Origin of the sequence: Alterluteimonas muca (genome assembly GCF_021191595.1) — a bacterium.
Lineage (GTDB): Bacteria > Pseudomonadota > Gammaproteobacteria > Xanthomonadales > Xanthomonadaceae > Luteimonas > Luteimonas muca.
The window spans coordinates 111223-128558 of the sequence record NZ_JAIWPS010000007.1 but is presented as its reverse complement, the minus strand read 5'-3'; the positions used below and the strand labels follow the sequence as shown (position 1 = coordinate 128558).

General features: G+C 70.1%; 15 protein-coding genes and 1 pseudogene. 8 read left to right on the top strand and 8 right to left on the bottom strand.

Translation table 11 applies throughout. The features are described from left to right. Window positions 1-657 precede the first annotated feature (657 nt). The 6 genes from LDO11_RS10680 to zupT all read left to right on the top strand — a co-directional run bounded on the left by LDO11_RS10680 (window position 658) and on the right by zupT (window position 6612). Complete coding sequence (locus LDO11_RS10680) at window positions 658-1086, top strand: hypothetical protein (RefSeq protein WP_232141526.1); 429 nt, start codon at window positions 658-660, stop codon at window positions 1084-1086. Window positions 1087-1287: 201 nt separating this feature from the next. Then, entirely contained in the window at window positions 1288-2073 is a 786-nt protein-coding gene (locus tag LDO11_RS10675; RefSeq protein ID WP_232141525.1) for a hypothetical protein, read from the top strand. 59 nt (window positions 2074-2132) lie between these two features. Next, the gene (locus LDO11_RS10670) at window positions 2133-2555 is read left to right on the top strand and encodes a CopL family metal-binding regulatory protein (RefSeq protein WP_343226124.1); all 423 of its coding nucleotides are present in this window, start codon (window positions 2133-2135) and stop codon (window positions 2553-2555) included. Between the two features lie 97 nt (window positions 2556-2652). After that, window positions 2653-4563 (top strand): copper resistance system multicopper oxidase, encoded by a 1911-nt coding sequence (locus tag LDO11_RS10665; protein ID WP_232141523.1) that lies wholly within the window; start codon window positions 2653-2655, stop codon window positions 4561-4563. Window positions 4564-4772: 209 nt separating this feature from the next. Next, a complete protein-coding gene (locus tag LDO11_RS10660; protein ID WP_232141522.1) occupies window positions 4773-5513 on the top strand; it encodes a copper resistance protein B in 741 nt (246 codons plus the stop codon). Between the two features lie 277 nt (window positions 5514-5790). Further along, the gene (gene zupT / locus LDO11_RS10655; RefSeq protein ID WP_129136935.1) at window positions 5791-6612 is read left to right on the top strand and encodes a zinc transporter ZupT; all 822 of its coding nucleotides are present in this window, start codon (window positions 5791-5793) and stop codon (window positions 6610-6612) included. Between the two features lie 66 nt (window positions 6613-6678). Here the strand turns inward: zupT and rpoH are convergent, their stop codons facing one another. The 6 genes and pseudogenes from rpoH to rhlB form a co-directional block, all read right to left on the bottom strand. Beyond that, window positions 6679-7557 (bottom strand): RNA polymerase sigma factor RpoH, encoded by an 879-nt coding sequence (gene rpoH / locus LDO11_RS10650; protein ID WP_232141521.1) that lies wholly within the window; start codon window positions 7555-7557, stop codon window positions 6679-6681. Window positions 7558-7739: 182 nt separating this feature from the next. Continuing rightward, window positions 7740-8498, bottom strand: a complete 759-nt coding sequence (ung, locus tag LDO11_RS10645) for a uracil-DNA glycosylase (protein WP_129137363.1) — start codon at window positions 8496-8498, stop codon at window positions 7740-7742. Window positions 8499-8520: 22 nt separating this feature from the next. Next, window positions 8521-9399 (bottom strand): response regulator, encoded by an 879-nt coding sequence (locus tag LDO11_RS10640; RefSeq protein ID WP_232141520.1) that lies wholly within the window; start codon window positions 9397-9399, stop codon window positions 8521-8523. A gap of 1 nt (window position 9400) precedes the next feature. Next, the gene (ftsX, locus tag LDO11_RS10635; RefSeq protein WP_232141519.1) at window positions 9401-10354 is read right to left on the bottom strand and encodes a permease-like cell division protein FtsX; all 954 of its coding nucleotides are present in this window, start codon (window positions 10352-10354) and stop codon (window positions 9401-9403) included. Then, window positions 10347-11036, bottom strand: a complete 690-nt coding sequence (gene ftsE, locus LDO11_RS10630; RefSeq protein ID WP_129136939.1) for a cell division ATP-binding protein FtsE — start codon at window positions 11034-11036, stop codon at window positions 10347-10349. The genes ftsX and ftsE overlap by 8 nt, the downstream gene beginning before the upstream one ends. A gap of 325 nt (window positions 11037-11361) precedes the next feature. After that, window positions 11362-13017: pseudogene (gene rhlB, locus LDO11_RS10625) on the bottom strand (ATP-dependent RNA helicase RhlB); the annotation flags it as partial. Window positions 13018-13259: 242 nt separating this feature from the next. Between rhlB and trxA the strand changes: the two are divergent. Both trxA and rho read left to right on the top strand, forming a co-directional pair. Further along, window positions 13260-13586, top strand: a complete 327-nt coding sequence (trxA, locus tag LDO11_RS10620) for a thioredoxin TrxA (protein ID WP_232141518.1) — start codon at window positions 13260-13262, stop codon at window positions 13584-13586. Between the two features lie 182 nt (window positions 13587-13768). Next, window positions 13769-15532: a transcription termination factor Rho gene (gene rho, locus LDO11_RS10615; protein ID WP_232141517.1), complete on the top strand. Its 1764-nt coding sequence runs from the start codon at window positions 13769-13771 to the stop codon at window positions 15530-15532. 85 nt (window positions 15533-15617) lie between these two features. On the opposite strand, the gene LDO11_RS10610 is transcribed toward rho, so the two are convergent. Next, window positions 15618-16373, bottom strand: a complete 756-nt coding sequence (locus LDO11_RS10610) for an energy transducer TonB (protein WP_232141516.1) — start codon at window positions 16371-16373, stop codon at window positions 15618-15620. A 34-nt stretch (window positions 16374-16407) separates the two neighbouring features. Continuing rightward, on the bottom strand, window positions 16408-17265 hold the full coding sequence (locus LDO11_RS10605) for an energy transducer TonB (RefSeq protein ID WP_232141515.1): 858 nt from the start codon (window positions 17263-17265) through the stop codon (window positions 16408-16410). Window positions 17266-17336: the final 71 nt, after the last annotated feature.

Sequence of the window (17336 nt, the reverse complement as noted above, 5' to 3'; positions counted from 1 at the left end):
CGCACGGACCCGGAGTTCGGCGCGCCGGGCTGCAGGCTCGGCGCGCCAGGCAGGCTGGGAGCACACCCCGATGCACGCGACGGGCCCGGGCATTCGCCGGTTCCGAACATCGAAAGCGGTTGTGCCGCCGTTGCCTGCTGACATACCCGCGTCGTGCGTTCGGCAGTTCCGGCATGAGGTCGGCAGGCGCGATACGGCCTCAACGCCGGCAACGGCGCCATGGCGGCAGCGACGGTAAAGGCGGCAGGCCGGAAGCCCCCGGCACGTCGGTCTGACGCGCTTCGCCGTTGATCTCTTCCGGAAACGCGACGACGTTTCGGGGCACGCCGCGGACGCAGGGGGATGTCCAGAGCCGGCCATGGATGGCCGGCGGCCGGATGTGGTAGCAGGACGCGGAGATATCCGGCTGGGCATCCCCCTGTGGCCGCGGCGGGCCACCCGCGCCCCACCCGGCCCGTGCTCCGGCTCTGGCTTGGCTTGGCTTGGCTTCCCAGCTTCCCGGCTTCCCGGCTCCGTGCTCCGTGCTCCGTGCTCCAGAGCTTCAGGGCTTCCGGCGCAAAGCTCCGCGCCCGGATGGCCGTGGCGTGCCGCCCGGAATCACACACCGGCGCCCCTCGAAGGGGAGAATCACCCCCAGCGCTCACCGCAGGCAACCCCATGTTCGGCTTCCTGAAACGCAGAAAGATCCGCAGGTTCGACCTCGCCGCCATCGGCGACAACTGGCTGGCGCGGCCGCTCGTGCACGACGGTATCGCCGGCACCCTGCACGTCCGCCAATTGCCGGCCGGCGTACGTCGCGCCGACTTCCCGGTGGTGGCGCTGGCCTGGGTCGAGCGCGCGGAGATCGCCGGTGAGCCTTCCGCGCTGCTGGAAACGGTGAAGACCGCGCTGGAGAAGGACCGCGCCTGCCTGACGGTGCTGGTCCACGAAACCCCGGACCGGGTGCTGTGGTACGCGTACGCGGCGCAATCCTCCACGCTCGACGCCACGCTTGCGGCGCTCGACAACAAGGCCATCCGCTGGGGTGTCAACGACGACCCCGAATGGGTGGAGTACGAGCATGCCAAGGGGCTCGTCGGCGCGTGATGGCTGCGGAACGCCGCATCCGCACGTGACCGATCGGACGCAACAACTTCAATCGCCTGCGCACCCTGCGTTGGCCGGCCGCCGTCGCCGATGTACATATTTTGTACATGCCCCGCGTGGATCGGCGGATAACCGCTCCAGCCCTAGCGTCGGCGCGTCGCCACCGTGGCGTCGCCGCAACCGTCGCTTCCCGGAGCCCCCATGCGCACCTCCCTGCTGCTTGTCCCGTTCGCTGCCCTGCTCGCCACCTCCGCCCACGCCGCCGGCCCCGAAGCCGGTCGTTTCTCGCTGTCACTGACCGGTGGCGTGGATGTCCCGGTCGGCGGTGATGTCCACGATGGCGCCGTCGCGCCGGTGCCCGACCTCGGCCCGCTCAATCCCGCGCTCGCCGGGGTGGCGGCGGAACTGCGCATCGGCGCCCGCGACCATGACCGCATCTACGGCCAGGCCACCACGATCGGCCTCGAACTGGGCTATGGCCTGAGCGACAGTGCCGAGGTGTTCGGGTCCATTCGCAAGACGATGACCGAGGAAGGCTACGTGCAGGTGGGCGGCGCGTTCGTCCCCGCGCTGGACACCGAGCTGCCGGTGTACGGCACGTTCGGCGACTACGAGGCGCTCGCGGCGGAAGTCGGCTACCGCCACTACTTCGGCACCGTCGGCTTCGCGCGGCCGTTCGTGGGTGCGCGCATCGGTGCGACCCGCACCAACGGCATCCGCGCCACCTTCGACATCCCCGACGCCGGCATCACCATCGCCGATGCGCCGTTCTACGAGACGGGCTGGTCGGCGACCGGCGGACTCGACCTCGGCGTGGTCATGCCGGTCTCCGACACCTTCAGCGTGACCCTGGCCAGCGGCGTGCGCTATGTCAGCGACCTCAAGGACGACGACAGCGCCATCGGCGGCCTCGGCCTCGCCAGCATCAACAACACCGGCAGCCGCGTCTCGGTACCGGTCACGCTGTCGGCGCGCTGGGACTTCTGATCTGCGTGACCCCAGGCCCATGGCGGTGAAGCCGTCGCGGGCGGGCCGGCGGCGGACAACTGCGGTATCCTGCCGCCGCCGTCGGCCCTCCGTGTATCCATGCCCTGCTGTTCCGCCTGCTGCTGTGCGCGACGCTGCTGCTCAACGGCATCGGCTCGGCCATGGCATCGGTGCATGTGCAGCTGGAGGCCCTTGCCAGCGACGTGATGACTGCTCCAGCCGCCGAGGGGCATGACTGCGGGCATCCGGTTGCCGCCCTTGCGGACACCCCACACGCAGCGCCCGAGCCGGAGCGCGCACCCGGCGTCACCGACTGCATGAAACTGTGCATGGACCTGAGCCTGCAGCCGGTGCAGGTGCTTTCCGCATTGCCAGCGCTGCCGCCGGCGACCCGGACCGTGGCCGCGCCGGTGAAACGCGTCGCCCCAGGGCTCGCATCCACGCCGCGCCCGCCACCGCTGCGACCGCCCATCGGGGCATGACATCACGGTCGCCTGCGACCGCACCGCGCGCCCTGTGCAGCCGCACCGTGGCGTGACCCGATGTCATCACGGCACGCCCGCGTGCCCGGAGCCTTCGATGCACCACCATTCTTCCGGCCTGCCGTCATGGCAGGCGCCGCTGTCGCGCCGTCGCTTCGTGCAGGGACTGGCGCTGGGCGGTCTCGCGCTCGGCACCGCCGGCCTGCGTCTGCCCGCGCACGCGTCCGCCGACGCACGCACCGGGCCGCAGGTGCTTGCCGGCAACAGTTTCGACCTGTCGATCGGCAGCACGCCCGTCAACTTCACCGGCCGCACGCGACCGGCCATCACCGTCAACGGCAGCCTGCCGGCGCCGATCCTGCGCTGGCGCCAGGGCGGCACCGTGACGCTGCGGGTGGCCAACCGGCTGCGGGACGCGATGACCTCGATCCACTGGCACGGGATCATCCTGCCGGCCAACATGGACGGCGTGCCCGGCCTGAGCTTCGACGGCATCGCGCCTGGCGAGAGCTGGCTCTACCGCTTCACGCTCGGCCAGTCCGGCAGCTACTGGTACCACAGCCATTCGCTGTTCCAGGAACAGGCCGGCCTGTACGGCGCGATCATCGTCGACCCGGCCGAGCCGCTGCCCTACCGCTGGGACCGCGAGCACGTGGTGCTGCTGTCGGACTGGACCGATCTCGATCCCGGCCGGCTGTTCCGCCGCCTGAAGATCGACTCCGCCTACGACAACCGCCACCAGCCCACCGTCGGCGAGTTCGTCCGCGATGTGCGCACCCATGGCTGGGCCGCCGCGCTCGCCGACCGCCGTGACTGGGCGCGCATGCGGATGACGCCGACCGACCTCTCCGACGTCGACGCCAACACCTACACCTACCTGATGAACGGCGCGACGCCGGCATCGAACTGGACCGGGCTGTTCCGCAGCGGCGAGAAGGTGCTGCTGCGCTTCATCAACGCCGGCGCGATGACCTATTTCGACGTGCGCATTCCGGGGCTGAAGATGACCGTGGTGGCCGCCGACGGCCTGCCGGTGCATCCGGTGACGGTGGACGAGTTCCGCATCGCCGCCGCGGAGACCTTCGACGTCATCGTCGAACCGTCCGGCCAGGATGCCTACACGATCTTCGCCCAGGACATGGGCCGCACCGGCTTCGCCCGCGGCACGCTCGCCGTGCGGCCCGGCCTGGAAGCGCCGCTGCCGCCGATCGACCCGCGCCCCCGGCTGACGATGGCCGACATGGGCCATGGCGACCACGCCATGCACGGGGCGGCGCCGGCCAACGCCGCACACGGCACGCATGCCGGGCACGGCGATGCCCACGCAGGCCCGGCGGCACACGGCGCGCCTCCTGCGCAGACAGGACATGGCAGTGGTCATGCGCCTGTCGCCGGGCACGCTGCGCATGCCGGGCACGAGCCAAAGGCCTCCGCCCACCCCGGCCGCGACGCCCATGCGCACGCCAGACACGGCGGCATGCAGGCGCATCCTGCCAGCGAGGCAGGCAACCCGCTGGTCGACATGCAGACGATGTCGCCGACGCCACGCCTCGACGACCCCGGCATCGGCCTGCGCGACAACGGCCGTCGCGTGCTGGCCTATGCGGACCTCGCCAGCATTGCCGGCGACGAGGACGGCCGCGACCCCGGGCGCGAGGTGGAGCTGCACCTCACCGGCCACATGGAGAAGTTCTCCTGGTCATTCGACGGCATCCCGTTCGCGGGCGCCGAGCCGCTGCGGCTCAACTACGGCGAGCGGGTGCGCATCGTGCTGGTCAACGACACGATGATGACCCACCCCATCCCCATGCACGGCGTGTGGAGTGATCTCGAGGACGCCGACGGCGACTTCATGGTGCGCAAGCACACCGTGGACATGCCGCCCGGCACGCGCCGCGCGTTCCGCGTACGTGCCGACGCACTCGGCCGATGGGCGTTCCACTGCCATCTTCTCTATCACATGGAGGCCGGGATGATGCGCGAGGTCCGCATCGAGGAGACCGCATGAGCAGGCGCCACGCAATCGCGATCGCCGCGCTGGCCGCCATCAGCTGCGGCGCGACGGCGCACGCACAGCACGGCGACCATGCACAGCAGCACGGGTAGGACCACGGGCACCGGAATGACGGCGGCAGCACCGGGACAGGCCATGGCCAGCACCAGGCGGCCCACGACGCGCACCACCAGGGCCCCTCGTGCACTCCGGAACACGCGGCGATGGGCCACTGCACGCTGTCCACCCGTGCGCCACGCACGCCCGTGCCGGAGCCGACCGATGCCGATCGCGCGGCCGCGTTTCCCGTCCTTGCCCACCATTCGATGGAGCACCCGTCGCCGGTGACGTGGCAGCTCGAGATCGATCGCCTGGAGGCCCGGGATGCCGATCCGGGCACCGGCCAGCTGTGGGAGGCCGAGGCGTCGGTCGGCGGTGATGTGCACGGCCTGTTGCTGAAGAGCGAGGGCAGCCGCAGCGGCGGGCGGACCGACAGCGCCGAGCTCGAACTGCTGTATGGCCGCGCCGTGACGCCATGGTGGGATGTGCTGGCCGGGGTGTGCCACGAGACCCGGCCCGGGTCGCGCAGCTGGGCGGCGCTCGGCGTCGAAGGCACCGCACCGGGGATGATCGACGTCACCGCGATGGCCTACGTCGGCAGCGGCGGCCAGCTGCAGCTCAAGCTGGAGGCGGGGTACGACCTGCGCTTCAGCGACCGGCTGATCCTGCAGCCGCTGCTGGAGGCCACCGCCTCGCTCGAGGACGAGCCCGACCACGGCACCGGCAGCGGCCTCAACGGCATCGAGGCCGGGCTGCGCCTGCGCTACGAGATCACTCCGCGGTTCGCGCCCTATGTCGGCATCGCGCACGAGCGCCTGTTCGGCGGCACCGCGGACCTTGCGCGCACGGCCGGGGAGCCGGCACGCGACACCCACGTGGTCGCGGGCGTGCGCGGATGGTGGTGAGGGCATCACGTGCCGTGGGCCGGGCGTCATGCACCGGGCGCACCCCCCGACGCTGGCCGACAACGCCCCGCGACGCCCGCCACCTCCGCCCCACCGTGGTGGCGCCGCCCGGGCGCCGGCTCGAAGCTGCGTGGCGAGGGGGCGGCGTCAGCCGGATCCGCCGGCACGGACATGCCGCAAGGCTGGCTGCGCCTGTCGCCAAGCAGCCGGCCGCTGACTACGATTGCAACGCAGTCGTGCGCATTCCCGCGCCCGCTGACACGGGAACGCGCAGCGCATGCTCGACATCCAGCTGTCCAACATCCTGATCGCGCTCGCGGTCACCACCGGCGCCGGTCTCGCCACCGGCATCGGCGGCCTGCTGGTGTTCACGACCAGGGCGCCGAACGCACGGCTGCTGGCCTTCGGGCTCGCCTTCGCGGGCGGCGCGATGGTGTTCGTGTCGCTGTCGGAAATCCTGAACAAGTCGATCCAGTCGTTCTCGCTCGCCTATGGCGACAACCTCGGCTTCACCTGCGCGATCCTCGCGTTCCTGGCCGGCTTGCTGCTCATCGTCGGGATCGACCACCTGGTGCCCAACCCGCACGAGAGCCTGGAAGCCGACGACCCGTTCTTCCGCGAACACAACCGCGAATACATCAAGCGCGTCGGCCTGCTGACCGCGATCGCGATCACCGCGCACAACTTCCCGGAGGGCCTGGCCACCTTCTTCGCCACCGTCGGCGATCCGGCCGTCGGCCTGCCGCTGGCGCTGGCGATCGCGATCCACAACATCCCCGAGGGCATCGCCATCGCGGTGCCGGTGTACTACGCCACCAACAACAAGTCGCTGGCGTTCCTCGCCTCGCTGCTGTCGGGCATGGCGGAGCCGATCGGCGCGATCCTGGGCTACGTGCTGCTGGCGCCGGTGATGTCGGAGGCGGTGTTCGGCGGCGTGTTCGGGGTGATCGCCGGCATCATGGTGTTCCTCGCGCTCGACGAACTGCTCCCCGCCGCCAAGCGCTATGCCAAGGGCCACGAGACCGTGTACGGGCTGGTGGCGGGCATGTCGGCGCTGGCACTGAGCCTGGTGCTGTTCAAGTGGGGCACGTCCCCTTAACCGCGCGACCGGCACCAACGAAAAAGGCCCGGATCGCTCCGGGCCTTCTGGCAGCCACCGCGCGGGTCAGGCCGCGAACAACGCCTTCATCTTCTTCAGCGCGTTGGCTTCCACCTGGCGGATCCGCTCGGCCGACACGCCGTACTCGTCGGCCAGCTCCTGCAGGGTGATCCTGGCGTCCGGATCCAGCCAGCGGCGCTTGATGATGTCGCGCGAACGCGCATCCAGCCCGGCCAGGCCTTCGCGCAGCAGCGCCAGCTGGTTGTCCTCGCTGTCGGCACGTTCGTAGGCCTGTGCGGGATCGGCGTCGTGCGCCATCAGATACCCGGCCGGTGCCGGCGGCGCGCGCTCGTCATCCTCGTCGGCGCTGGCATCGAAGCCGATATCGCGCCCGGACAGCCGCGACTCCATCTCCAGCACCTCGCGCTCGGAGACGTTGAGGTCCTTGGCAACCGCGCTCACTTCGGCCGCGTTCAACCAGCCCAGGCGCTTCTTGCTCCGGCGCAGGTTGAAGAACAGCTTGCGCTGCGCCTTGGTGGTGGCGACCTTGACGATGCGCCAGTTCTTGAGGATGTACTCGTGCATCTCGGCACGGATCCAGTGCACCGCGAACGACACCAGGCGCACGCCGACCGCGGGGTCGAAACGCTTCACCGCCTTCATCAGGCCGATGTTGCCTTCCTGGATCAGGTCGCCCAGCGGCAGCCCGTAGCCGTTGTAGCCACGCGCCACGTGCACCACGAAACGCAGGTGCGAATGCACCAGCTCGCGGGCGGCGTCGAGATCCTCGTTCTCGCGGTAACGGCGTGCCAGCGCCTGCTCGTCCTCGACCGACAGCACCGGGATCTGGTGCACGGCATTGACGTAGGCGTCCAGCGAACCGAGCGCACTGGGGACGGGGAGATTGTTGGCAACCAAGGCGTTGGCAGTCATCGTCTGGCTCATGGACCTCATGTTAGCAGTCGGGCTATTGGACTGCCGGGTACAGGAAAAGTTCCTCTGTTCCGCCGGTGGAACGGCGTTATCGAGCCCACAAAGGGTGTTCCGGAAGTACAGGACGGTAACGGATCCACCTTCAACAGGACGTGCACAGCGGGCAATCCCGCCCGCAACCGTGCAGGCGGCAGTCAGCCGGGGACGACGGCATCCAGCTGGGCCCGCGGCGGCAGGCGCCAGTCGATCGCGCCCAGCCCGCGGCGGCGCAGGTAGTCGTTGGCGGCGGAGAAATGCCCGCAGCCGTTGAACCCGCGGTGGGCCGACAGCGGCGAGGGGTGGGTGCTGCGCAGCACCTTGTGCCTGCGCGGGTCGATCACCCGCCCCTTGGCCTGGGCGTAGCTGCCCCACAGCATGAACACCAGGCCGTCGCGCTCGCGGTTGAGGGTTTCCACCACGTGGTCGGTGAAGCCTTCCCAGCCGCGTCCCTGGTGTGCGCCGGCCTTGCCATGCTCGACCGTCAGCACCGCGTTGAGCAGCAGCACCCCACGCTGCGCCCAGGGCAGCAGATAGCCATGGTCGGGGCGTGGCAGGCCGAGGTCGCGCTCGAGTTCCTTGAACATGTTGAGCAGCGACGGCGGCACCGGCACCCCGGGCGGCACCGAGAACGCCAACCCATGGGACTGCCCGGGGCCGTGGTAGGGATCCTGGCCGAGGACCACCACCTTGACGTCATCGAAGGGCGTGGCCTCGAAGGCGGCGAAGATCCGCGGGCCGGGCGGGTAGATTGCCGCGCCCGCCGCCCTGCGTTCGCGCAGGAACGCCGACAGCGCCTGCATGTCCTCGCGCAGCAGGTAGTCGCCGATGCGGGCTTTCCAGGACGGGTGCAGACGGATCCGCGAATCCGCGTCACTGTGGGGCGCCCCCGCGGCCTGCGTCGGGAGGTCGTCCACCGATGCGTTGCGTGTCACCGCCTCAGCCCGCGGTGGGCGCCGGCGCCCCGCGTCCCTGCGGCCCTGCCCCGCCCAGCCGGGCCAGCCGCAGCTGAAACAGCGCCTTGGTGACCAGCAGCCGTTCCTCGATCGGCTTGAGCACCAGATCGTTGGCGCCGTCGCGAAGCAGCGCCATCTGGTTGACCCGGTTGTCGTCACCGGTCATCACCAGCACCGGCAACCGCCGCTTGCCGTAGCCGAGCTCGCCGCGCACGGCCTGCAGCAGGTCGCGGCCGCTGAGTTCGCCCTTCAGGTAGACGTCGGTCAGCAGCAGGTCCGCGCCCGGCGCATCGGCGCTGTCGCGGCGCTCGCGCAGCCACTCGATGGCGTCCTCGGCGCTGATCAGGTGGATCACTTCCATGCCGTGCGACTGCAGCATGCGCCGGGTCGCCAGCGCGACCGTGCGGCTGTCCTCGACGTAGAGCACGCACGCGCCGGGGATCGCCTGCGGCATCACGTAGCCGCGCACGAAGGTCGCCAGTGCCTGGTGACCTTCGGCCTTGTCGAAGTAGTCGGTGACGTCCTCGGTGAAGCGGCGGCGTTCCAGGTGCGCCTGCGCCTCGGCCGAGACCACGATCACCGGTACGTATTTCTGCCCCGCGGTCTCGCGTACCGCACGCGCGAGCTGCTGGCCATCGCCATCGGGCAGTACCAGCGAGGTGGTGACGAGATCCACCGGCGCCGCCGCCAGCGCTTCGCGCGCTTCGGCCAGCCCGGCGCAGGCGACGACCTCGACGTTCGGTACCTCCTGCCGCAGCACGTCCCCGATCAGCCTGCGCACCAGCTTCGAGCCGTCGACCACCATGATCCGCGGGGTCTCGCTGACCAGGTGGCGAAGGTCGGGGGCGGCGGGATGGCTCATCTCAGGCATCCGTGGGTCGGGTCTGTCGCAGATAGTGGCCGGTCACCACGCCGGCGCCGAGCCAGCCCAGCAGCGCGGCACCCGCGACCACCGCCAGCGACTGCGCGATGCCGAAACCCCGCAGGGCGAAGCCGCTGCCGTAACCGGCCACGAGTTCCGCCAGCGGCGCCTGCAGCGCAAGGCCGGCCAGGGCCAGCAGGCCGAGCGCCAGCGCGCCGGCGGCCAGGCCGTACCACGCACCCTGGTACAGGAACGGCCGGCGGATGAAACCGTCGGTGGCACCCAGCAGCTGCAGCACGCCGATCTCGTCGCGGCGCGACTGAATGTCCAGGCGCACGGTATTGCCGACCACCAGCAGCGCGCCGATGCCGAGCAGCGCCGCCAGCACCCAGGCCACCCGTGCGGCGAAACGCATCCACGCATCCAGCCGCTGTCGCCAGGCGGCGTCGTGCACCACCAGTTCGGCTTCGGGCAACGCACCCAGCGTTGCGGCAAGCGCGGCATCGTCGCCCGCCGGCACCACCACCAGCACCGCCGGCAAGGGGTTCGCCTCGAGGCCACCCAGGCCATCGATGGCATCGCCAAGGCCGCCACGGCTGCGCAGTTCCTCCAGGCCCTGCTCGGGCGTGCGCAGTTCCACTGTGGCGACGTCGGCACGTGCGGCGATCTCGCGCTCGAGTGCCTGCGTGCGTTCGGTGCTGGTGTCCATCGCCAGGAACACACTGATTTCCTGCGACTGCTGCACGCTGCCCGACAGCCGCCCGACGTTGTCGAGCACCAGCAGCAGCCCCAGCGGCAGCGCCAGCGCCACCGCCATCACGCCGATGGTCAGCGCGGTCGCCCAGGGCCTGCGCAGCAGGCGTCCGAGGCCCGACACCACGCTGTAGGCATGGTGGTCGATCCAGGTGCCGAAGCCGGATTGCGACTGCACCGGCTTCGCCGCCGGCTCACTCATCGGCGAGTTCCTCGGGCTTGATGTCATCCACCAGCCGCCCCTGGTCGAGCACCAGCACGCGCTTGCGCATGCGCCGCACCAGTGCGAGGTCGTGGCTTGCCACCAGCACGCTGGTGCCCCGCGCGGGCAGGGTCTCGAACAGCGTCATGATCTCCGCCGACAGGGTGGGATCGAGATTGCCGGTGGGTTCGTCGGCCACCAGCAGTCGCGGCTCGCCGACGATCGCGCGGGCGATGCCGACCCGCTGCTGCTCGCCCGCCGACAGTTGCGTGGGCAGCGCGCGCTCGCGCTCGCCCAGGCCCAGTCGCTCCAGCGCGCTGCGCACGCGCCTGGCGATATCCGGCCGCCGCAGGCCGCGCAGGATCAGCGGCAATGCCACGTTCTCGGCAACGGTACGGTCGGCCAGCAGGCGATGGTCCTGGAACACCACGCCGACATCGCGACGGTGCATCGCCACCTTGCGGCCACGCACGCGCAACAGGTTGCGCTCGCCGAACAGCACCGCGCCGCGGCTGGGCCGCTCGGCCAGGTGTACGAGTTTCAGCAGCGTGCTCTTGCCGGCACCGGAATGCCCGGTGACGAACAGCATCTCGCCCTCGCCGACATCGAAGCTGACGTCCGCCAGTGCGACGTGCCCGCCCGAATACTGCTTGCTGACGTTGTCGAATCGAAGGACGCCCATGGCGATCGATTATGCCTGCAACACCTGTGCACGTCCGCCGGTGTGCGGTCGGGCCGCAAACGACGACGGCCCGGACATGCCGGGCCGTCGTGGCTTCGCGCCGGGTTGCTCAGCGCGCGTCGGTGGAACCGCCGACCAGGCGCTTGAGGCCGCGGCCGATCCGCGACAACAGGGACGGCGCCGGCTGCTGGGCGGCGGTAGCAGCTGCCGGACGCGGAGCCGCAGGCGCTGCCGTGTTGTCGCGGGGTGCGCGCGGGGTGGCGGACGACGCTGCGCTGTCACGCGGTGCACGCGGCCCACGCGCATTCCCGCCTTCCGGACCACCCTGGCGCGGGGGCCGCGGAGCGCGCGGCGCGGCCGTTCCTGCCTCGCCCGATGCGGCACCCGCTGCCTGCGGCGGCGTGCCGGCGGCATCACCGTCCTTGCGCGGGCCACGACGGCGACGACGCTTGCGCGCCGGCGACGCGGCATCACCGCCATTCGCCGGTGCGCCCTCGGCCCCCGGTGCGGCGGCAACCGGGGTGCTCACGGCGCCGTTGCTGACAGTTGCCGGAGCGGCGTCTGGAGCAGCCGCGATGCTGGCGTCCTCGCTGCTGCGCGGCCGGCGGCGCTCGCCCGGCCCGCCTTCGCCCGACGACGCGCGACCACCGCTGCGACGGCCGGCACCCGGGCCACCCGCACCACCCTTGCGCGGGCCACCGCGGCGGGCGTCGTCCGCCGCACGCTGCTCGCGTGCCTCGCGGAAGATCTCGCCGATGCTCTCGCCTTCTTCCGCCTGCAGCTCGACGCCTTCGCGCGGCTTGCGCGGCAGCGCGGTCAGCAGTTCCGCGGTCACCGGCTCCAGCGGCAGCTTCTGCTCGATATAGGTCTCGATGTCGGGCAGCGACATCGCATAGCGCTCGCAGGCGAAGCTGATGGCGTCGCCTTCCGCACCGAGGCGCGCGGTGCGGCCGATGCGGTGCACGTAGTCCTCGGCATCGAACGGCAGGTCGTAGTTGTAGACGTGGCTGACGCCATCGATGTGCAGGCCGCGCGCGGCGACGTCGGTGGCCACCAGGATCTCGAGCTGGCCGGCCTGGAACTTCTTCAGCAGCGACTCGCGCTTCTTCTGTGGCACGTCGCCCGACAGCACGCCGACCCGGTAGCCGGCCTTCTCCAGCGAACGCGCCACGCGCTCGACGAAGGCCTTGGTGTTGACGAACACCATCGTGCGCGCGCCCTCGCTGCGCGACAGCAGGCCCAGCAGCAGCGGGATCTTTTCCTCGTCCGACGGGTAGTACACCTTCTGGCGCACCTTCGCCGCGGTGATGAACTCGCTTTCGACGACGATCTTCTCGGGCTCGTTCATGTGTTCGTAGGCGAGCTCGAGCACGCGATGCGACAGCGTCGCCGAGAACAGCAGCGTCTGCCGTTCGGTGCGGATCGGCATGCGCCTGAGCAGGAAACGGATGTCCTTGATGAAGCCGAGGTCGAACATGCGGTCGGCCTCGTCGAGCACGCACATCTCGCAGGCATGCAGGCTCACGACCTTGTGCTGCTTGACGTAGTCGATCAGGCGGCCGGGCGTGGCGATGATGACGTCGGCGCCGTCCTGCAGCTGCTGGCGCTGCTTGTCGTAGTCCACGCCGCCGTAGACCAGGGCGAACTTCAGGCCGAGGTCGAGCTTCATCGCATCCTTGTGGATCTGGATGGCGAGCTCGCGGGTCGGCGCCAGGATCAGGGCGCGCGGGTCCTCGGGCTTGCGGTCGGCCAGCGCCGGGCGCTTGAGCAGGCGGTCGATCACCGCGACCAGGAAGGCCAGCGTCTTGCCGGTACCGGTCTGCGCCTGGCCGGCGACATCGCGGCCGTTGAGGGCGAGCGGCAGGGTCAGCGCCTGGATCGGGGTGCAGCGGAGGAATCCGGCGGCCTCAAGGCCGGCCAGGAGCTGCGGATGCAGGTCGAATTCCGAAAAGGTGATGTCGGTTAGAGGCTTGTCGCTCATGCGTTGGGAGTGCTCGATATGGCCGGGCTCGCCGGTGGCTTGAGGCGGGATTGCGCTTGCGCGGGGGAGACCCGCGTCGCAGACTGCCGGCCGGAGGGAGGGCGCCGTTGTGGGCCCTGGACGGTCGGGCCTCGATCAGGCCTTGACAGCCGGCCTTGGTTTTTGGCCGGAAGCGCCCAAGTCTAGCATCCATGCAGGTTGCGCGGCCGCGCCGCCTGCCCCGAGCCTTTCAGGAGAATCCAGTGAGCGACAAGGTCATCCACGCCGGCGATGCCGATTTCGAAACCACCGTGCTGCAGTCCGACGAGCCCGTGCTGGTCGACTTCTGGGCGCCGTGGTGCGGCCCGTGCCGGATGATCGCCCCGGCCCTCGACGAGCTGGCCGAGGCGTATGCCGGCCGCGCCAGGGTGGTGAAGGTCGACATCGACCAGCACCAGGCGACCGCGCTGAAGTACCACGTACGCTCGATCCCGATGCTGCTGCTGTTCAAGGATGGCCAGGTGCAGGCCACCCAGATCGGCGCGGTGGGCAAGGCCCAGCTCGCGCAGATGATCGACAAGGCACTCTGATCCACCGCATGGCGCCCGCCAGGCGCCATTGCAGCGGCCCGCGCGGCCGCTTGCCGCCGAACGATGGCGGTGCTAGTTTTGACCGATCCGGCGTGGAGTACCGCGCCGCACCCTTCTGAAGGTTCCCCTTCCATCCCTCGCCCGCATCCAAGCGGGCGCTCGCAGCAGCGAGGAATTCGCACTTGTCCGATAACACCCCCGACGCCGGCCAGACCGGCGAATCAGGCGACACCGCCGAAAAGCGCGTGCGCAAGCCGCGTGCCCCGCGGGCACCCCGTGCCGCCAAGGCCGATGCCGACACCCCCGTGCAGCAGGCGCTGCCGGTGGACGCACCCGCGCCATCCGCGCCCGCGCCTTCGGCTCCGGCTGCGCCCGCGGCGACGCCTTCCGAATCCTCCGCGCCCGCGCACGCTGCCCAGTCCAACGACGGCAATGGCGGGAATGGCGGCGACGGTGGCGGGCGTGACCACGACGGCCAGGACAATCGCGGCCACGGGCAGCAGGGCCAAGGCCAGAACCAAGGCCAGAACCAGGGCCAGGGCAACAACCGCCGCGATCGCTTCCGCAACCGCCGCGACCGCCAGCGCGACCGCTTCCGCGACGACGGGCTGCCGCAGGAAAGCGGCAACGAACAGCAGCAGGCCCACCGCCTGCCGCCGCCGAACATCCCGGAAGGCTTCCCGCAGTACTCGCTGGGCGATCTCAAGCGGATGCCCGCGCACAAGCTGCTCGACATCGCCGAACAGCTCAACATCCACGAAGGCGTCGCCCGCGCCCGCAAGCAGGACGTCATCTTCGCCCTGCTGAAGGTGCTGACGCGTACCGGCGAAGGCGTGCAGGCCGACGGCGTGCTGGAGATCCTGCCGGACGGCTTCGGCTTCCTGCGCGGCGCCGAGGCGAGCTACCTGGCCGGCCCGGACGACACCTACATCTCGCCCAGCCAGATCCGCCGCTTCAACCTGCGCACCGGTGACCACCTGAGTGGCCGCATCCGCTGGCCCAAGGACGGCGAACGCTACTTCGCGCTCAACGTGGTGGACACCATCAACGGCGAGCCGCCGGAGGCCAGCAAGGGCAAGGTGCTGTTCGAGAACCTGACCCCGCTGTTCCCGCGCAAGCGCTTCAAGCTCGAGCGTGGCGACGGTTCCACCGAGGACATCACCGGCCGCATCCTCGACCTGATGGCCCCGCAGGGCAAGGGCCAGCGCGCGCTGATCGTCTCGCCGCCGAAGGCGGGCAAGACGATGATGATGCAGCAGATCGCCACCGCCATCACCACCAACCATCCCGAAGTGCACATGATCGTGCTGCTGGTGGACGAGCGTCCGGAAGAAGTGACCGAGATGCAGCGCACCGTGCGCGGCGAAGTGGTCTCCTCGACGTTCGACGAGCCCGCCGCGCGCCACGTGCAGGTCGCCGAGATGGTGATCGAGCGCGCCAAGCGCCTGGTCGAGCACAAGCGCGACGTGGTGATCCTGCTCGACTCGATCACCCGTCTGGCGCGTGCCTACAACAACGTCGTGCCGTCGTCGGGCAAGGTGCTCACCGGTGGCGTCGACGCCAATGCCCTGCACCGGCCGAAGCGCTTCTTCGGTGCCGCGCGCAACGTCGAGGAAGGCGGCTCGCTGACGATCATCGCCACCGCGCTGGTCGACACCGGCAGCGCGATGGACAAGGTGATCTACGAGGAGTTCAAGGGCACCGGCAACTCCGAGATCCACCTCGACCGCCGCATCACCGAGAAGCGCGTGTACCCGGCGATCAACGTCAACCAGTCGGGCACCCGCCGCGAGGACTACCTGATCGAGCCGGAGCTGCTGCAGAAGATCTGGATCCTGCGCAAGCTGCTGCACCCGATGGACGAGATCGCGGCGATGGAGTTCCTCCTGGACAAGATGAAGACCACCAAGTCCAACGACGAGTTCTTCTCCTCGATGAAGCGCTGATCCGGCAACGGAGGCGCTAAACGAAAAGCCCCGCATCCGCGGGGCTTTTCCGTTCTGTCCGTCGTGGCGCCGATCCGTGGTGCTGTTATCCGGCGTCCTCGCGCACCACGAACGGCGATTGCGCGGCGACGGCCTGGCCCGAGGGGCGCTCGGCCGCAAGGCACTCCGGCCGGTCCACCCAGGACCGCCGGGCCGCCTCCAGCATCTCGCGGGCGCGCGGCGTACCTGCCCTTGCCACGACCAGTTCGACCGGCGTGCTCACCGGCGTGCTGATCGGCCGGCCGTCCACCTGCTCGGGAAGCAGGCGCATGTCGCGCACCCAGTCGCGTGCCATGCGCTCGAACATTCCCTTGCCGCGCTGGGCCTTGTCATTGAACTCCACCCGGTCCAGTGCCGCCGACCCATCGGGCCTCGCGGTGTAGTGGATCGTCATCTCCGCGCCCAGGTCACGCCTGGCGGCTTCGATCGGGTAGCGTGGTGGCGCCGGATACGGCGTCCCGTCCGTCTGGCCCGGGCCATTGGCGCGGTATTCGGCTGCCATGACCATGGCATCGCCATCCGGCACCGCGCACACGCCCATCACCACGTAGGTGACGCCACCGTGCGCCCGGCCATCGATCATCGCTGGCTGGAATTCGAGTTCGCGCGTGCGCGCCTCGACGAAGTCACGCACCGCTTCCGGCAACGCCGACACCGCCTCGACGACAGCGGGCCTGCCGGCGTCGTCGACCGCGACCTTGACCATCGTGGTGAAGGCCACCGGTGTGTCGACCTGCTGTGCAAGTGCGGGTGTAGCGGCCACCAGCGTGGCGCAACAGGCCAGCGCAAGCATCGTCTTCATGGGTGTTCCTCCTGGAACAGTCGCTGGGCGTGGCTCAGCCATCCAGCGGCGTGAGCAGGCGGAAACGTGACATTTCCGGTGTCAGGCTGTCGGCCAGCAGCAGATCGGGGCTGAAGGCCGGCGGCGTTGGCCTGGCCCAGTCGGGACGCGTGCGGGGACCGGGATGGTAGGACGCCCATTCGCCGTACCGGGGCCGGCGGTTGTTGCCGATGAGGAAATCGACCGGCACCCGCACCACCCAGTGATCGTGCGCCGCCTCCGGCCCTTCCGACGGCGGGATGAAGGTCCACCTGCGCGCGCCACTGATCGAGGCGCGGGCCAGGGCCTCGCGGATGGATTCCATGGCACGCGCGGTGCCGACCACCGTCAGGTTCACCTGTTCGGCCGCGACGTCCTCGACGCGGCCGTCGCGGCCGACCTTGACCAGCAGGTAGACCGTGCCCGTGCCGCCGGCAACCAGCACGTTGGAGGGATACTGCGGCGGACGCATGTTCTTTCTGCGCACGCTGCTCGCATCAGTGTCCGAATACGTTTCGCCGAAATGCGCGCTGCGGATGGCGACGTTCATGCTGCCATCGCCGGCCTGCGTTGCGACCAGGCGCAGGCTCATCTTCGCCTGTCCCGATGCGGGTGATCCGTCCACCAGCAGCGGCTCGAAGCGGAACGCGGGGACCGCGCGATCGACCAGCTCGAGCACGTAGTCGGGGAGTTTGTCCGGCAGGTCCACGATGTGCGAGGTGACCTCGCCCTGCGCGTCGATGTCGACGGTGCCGGTGACCACCATGCTGGCCTCGACTTCCTGGCGGGCCTCGCGTGCGGTCTGCGATTCGGCGCGGGTGGGCAGCGCCAGCAACGATGCCGCAAGCAAAGCGGCGGCGACGATTCGGAACATGATGGCTTCCTGCGCGGTCCGGGACAGCGAGGATGCAACGCCGGTGCCGTTGTCGCAACCGCGGGCAGGTG

What these genes read in the sequence shown, in the direction of transcription:
- LDO11_RS10680 (WP_232141526.1), top strand. Translation starts at nt 658, where the DNA reads ATGTTCGGCTTCCTGAAACGCAGAAAGATCCGCAGGTTCGACCTCGCC.
- LDO11_RS10675 (WP_232141525.1), top strand. Translation starts at nt 1,288, where the DNA reads ATGCGCACCTCCCTGCTGCTTGTCCCGTTCGCTGCCCTGCTCGCCACC.
- LDO11_RS10665 (WP_232141523.1), top strand. Translation starts at nt 2,653, where the DNA reads ATGCACCACCATTCTTCCGGCCTGCCGTCATGGCAGGCGCCGCTGTCG.
- LDO11_RS10660 (WP_232141522.1), top strand. Translation starts at nt 4,773, where the DNA reads ATGGGCCACTGCACGCTGTCCACCCGTGCGCCACGCACGCCCGTGCCG.
- zupT (WP_129136935.1), top strand. Translation starts at nt 5,791, where the DNA reads ATGCTCGACATCCAGCTGTCCAACATCCTGATCGCGCTCGCGGTCACC.
- rpoH (WP_232141521.1), bottom strand. Translation starts at nt 7,557, where the DNA reads ATGAGCCAGACGATGACTGCCAACGCCTTGGTTGCCAACAATCTCCCC.
- LDO11_RS10640 (WP_232141520.1), bottom strand. Translation starts at nt 9,399, where the DNA reads ATGAGCCATCCCGCCGCCCCCGACCTTCGCCACCTGGTCAGCGAGACC.
- ftsX (WP_232141519.1), bottom strand. Translation starts at nt 10,354, where the DNA reads ATGAGTGAGCCGGCGGCGAAGCCGGTGCAGTCGCAATCCGGCTTCGGC.
- ftsE (WP_129136939.1), bottom strand. Translation starts at nt 11,036, where the DNA reads ATGGGCGTCCTTCGATTCGACAACGTCAGCAAGCAGTATTCGGGCGGG.
- LDO11_RS10610 (WP_232141516.1), bottom strand. Translation starts at nt 16,373, where the DNA reads ATGAAGACGATGCTTGCGCTGGCCTGTTGCGCCACGCTGGTGGCCGCT.
- LDO11_RS10605 (WP_232141515.1), bottom strand. Translation starts at nt 17,265, where the DNA reads ATGTTCCGAATCGTCGCCGCCGCTTTGCTTGCGGCATCGTTGCTGGCG.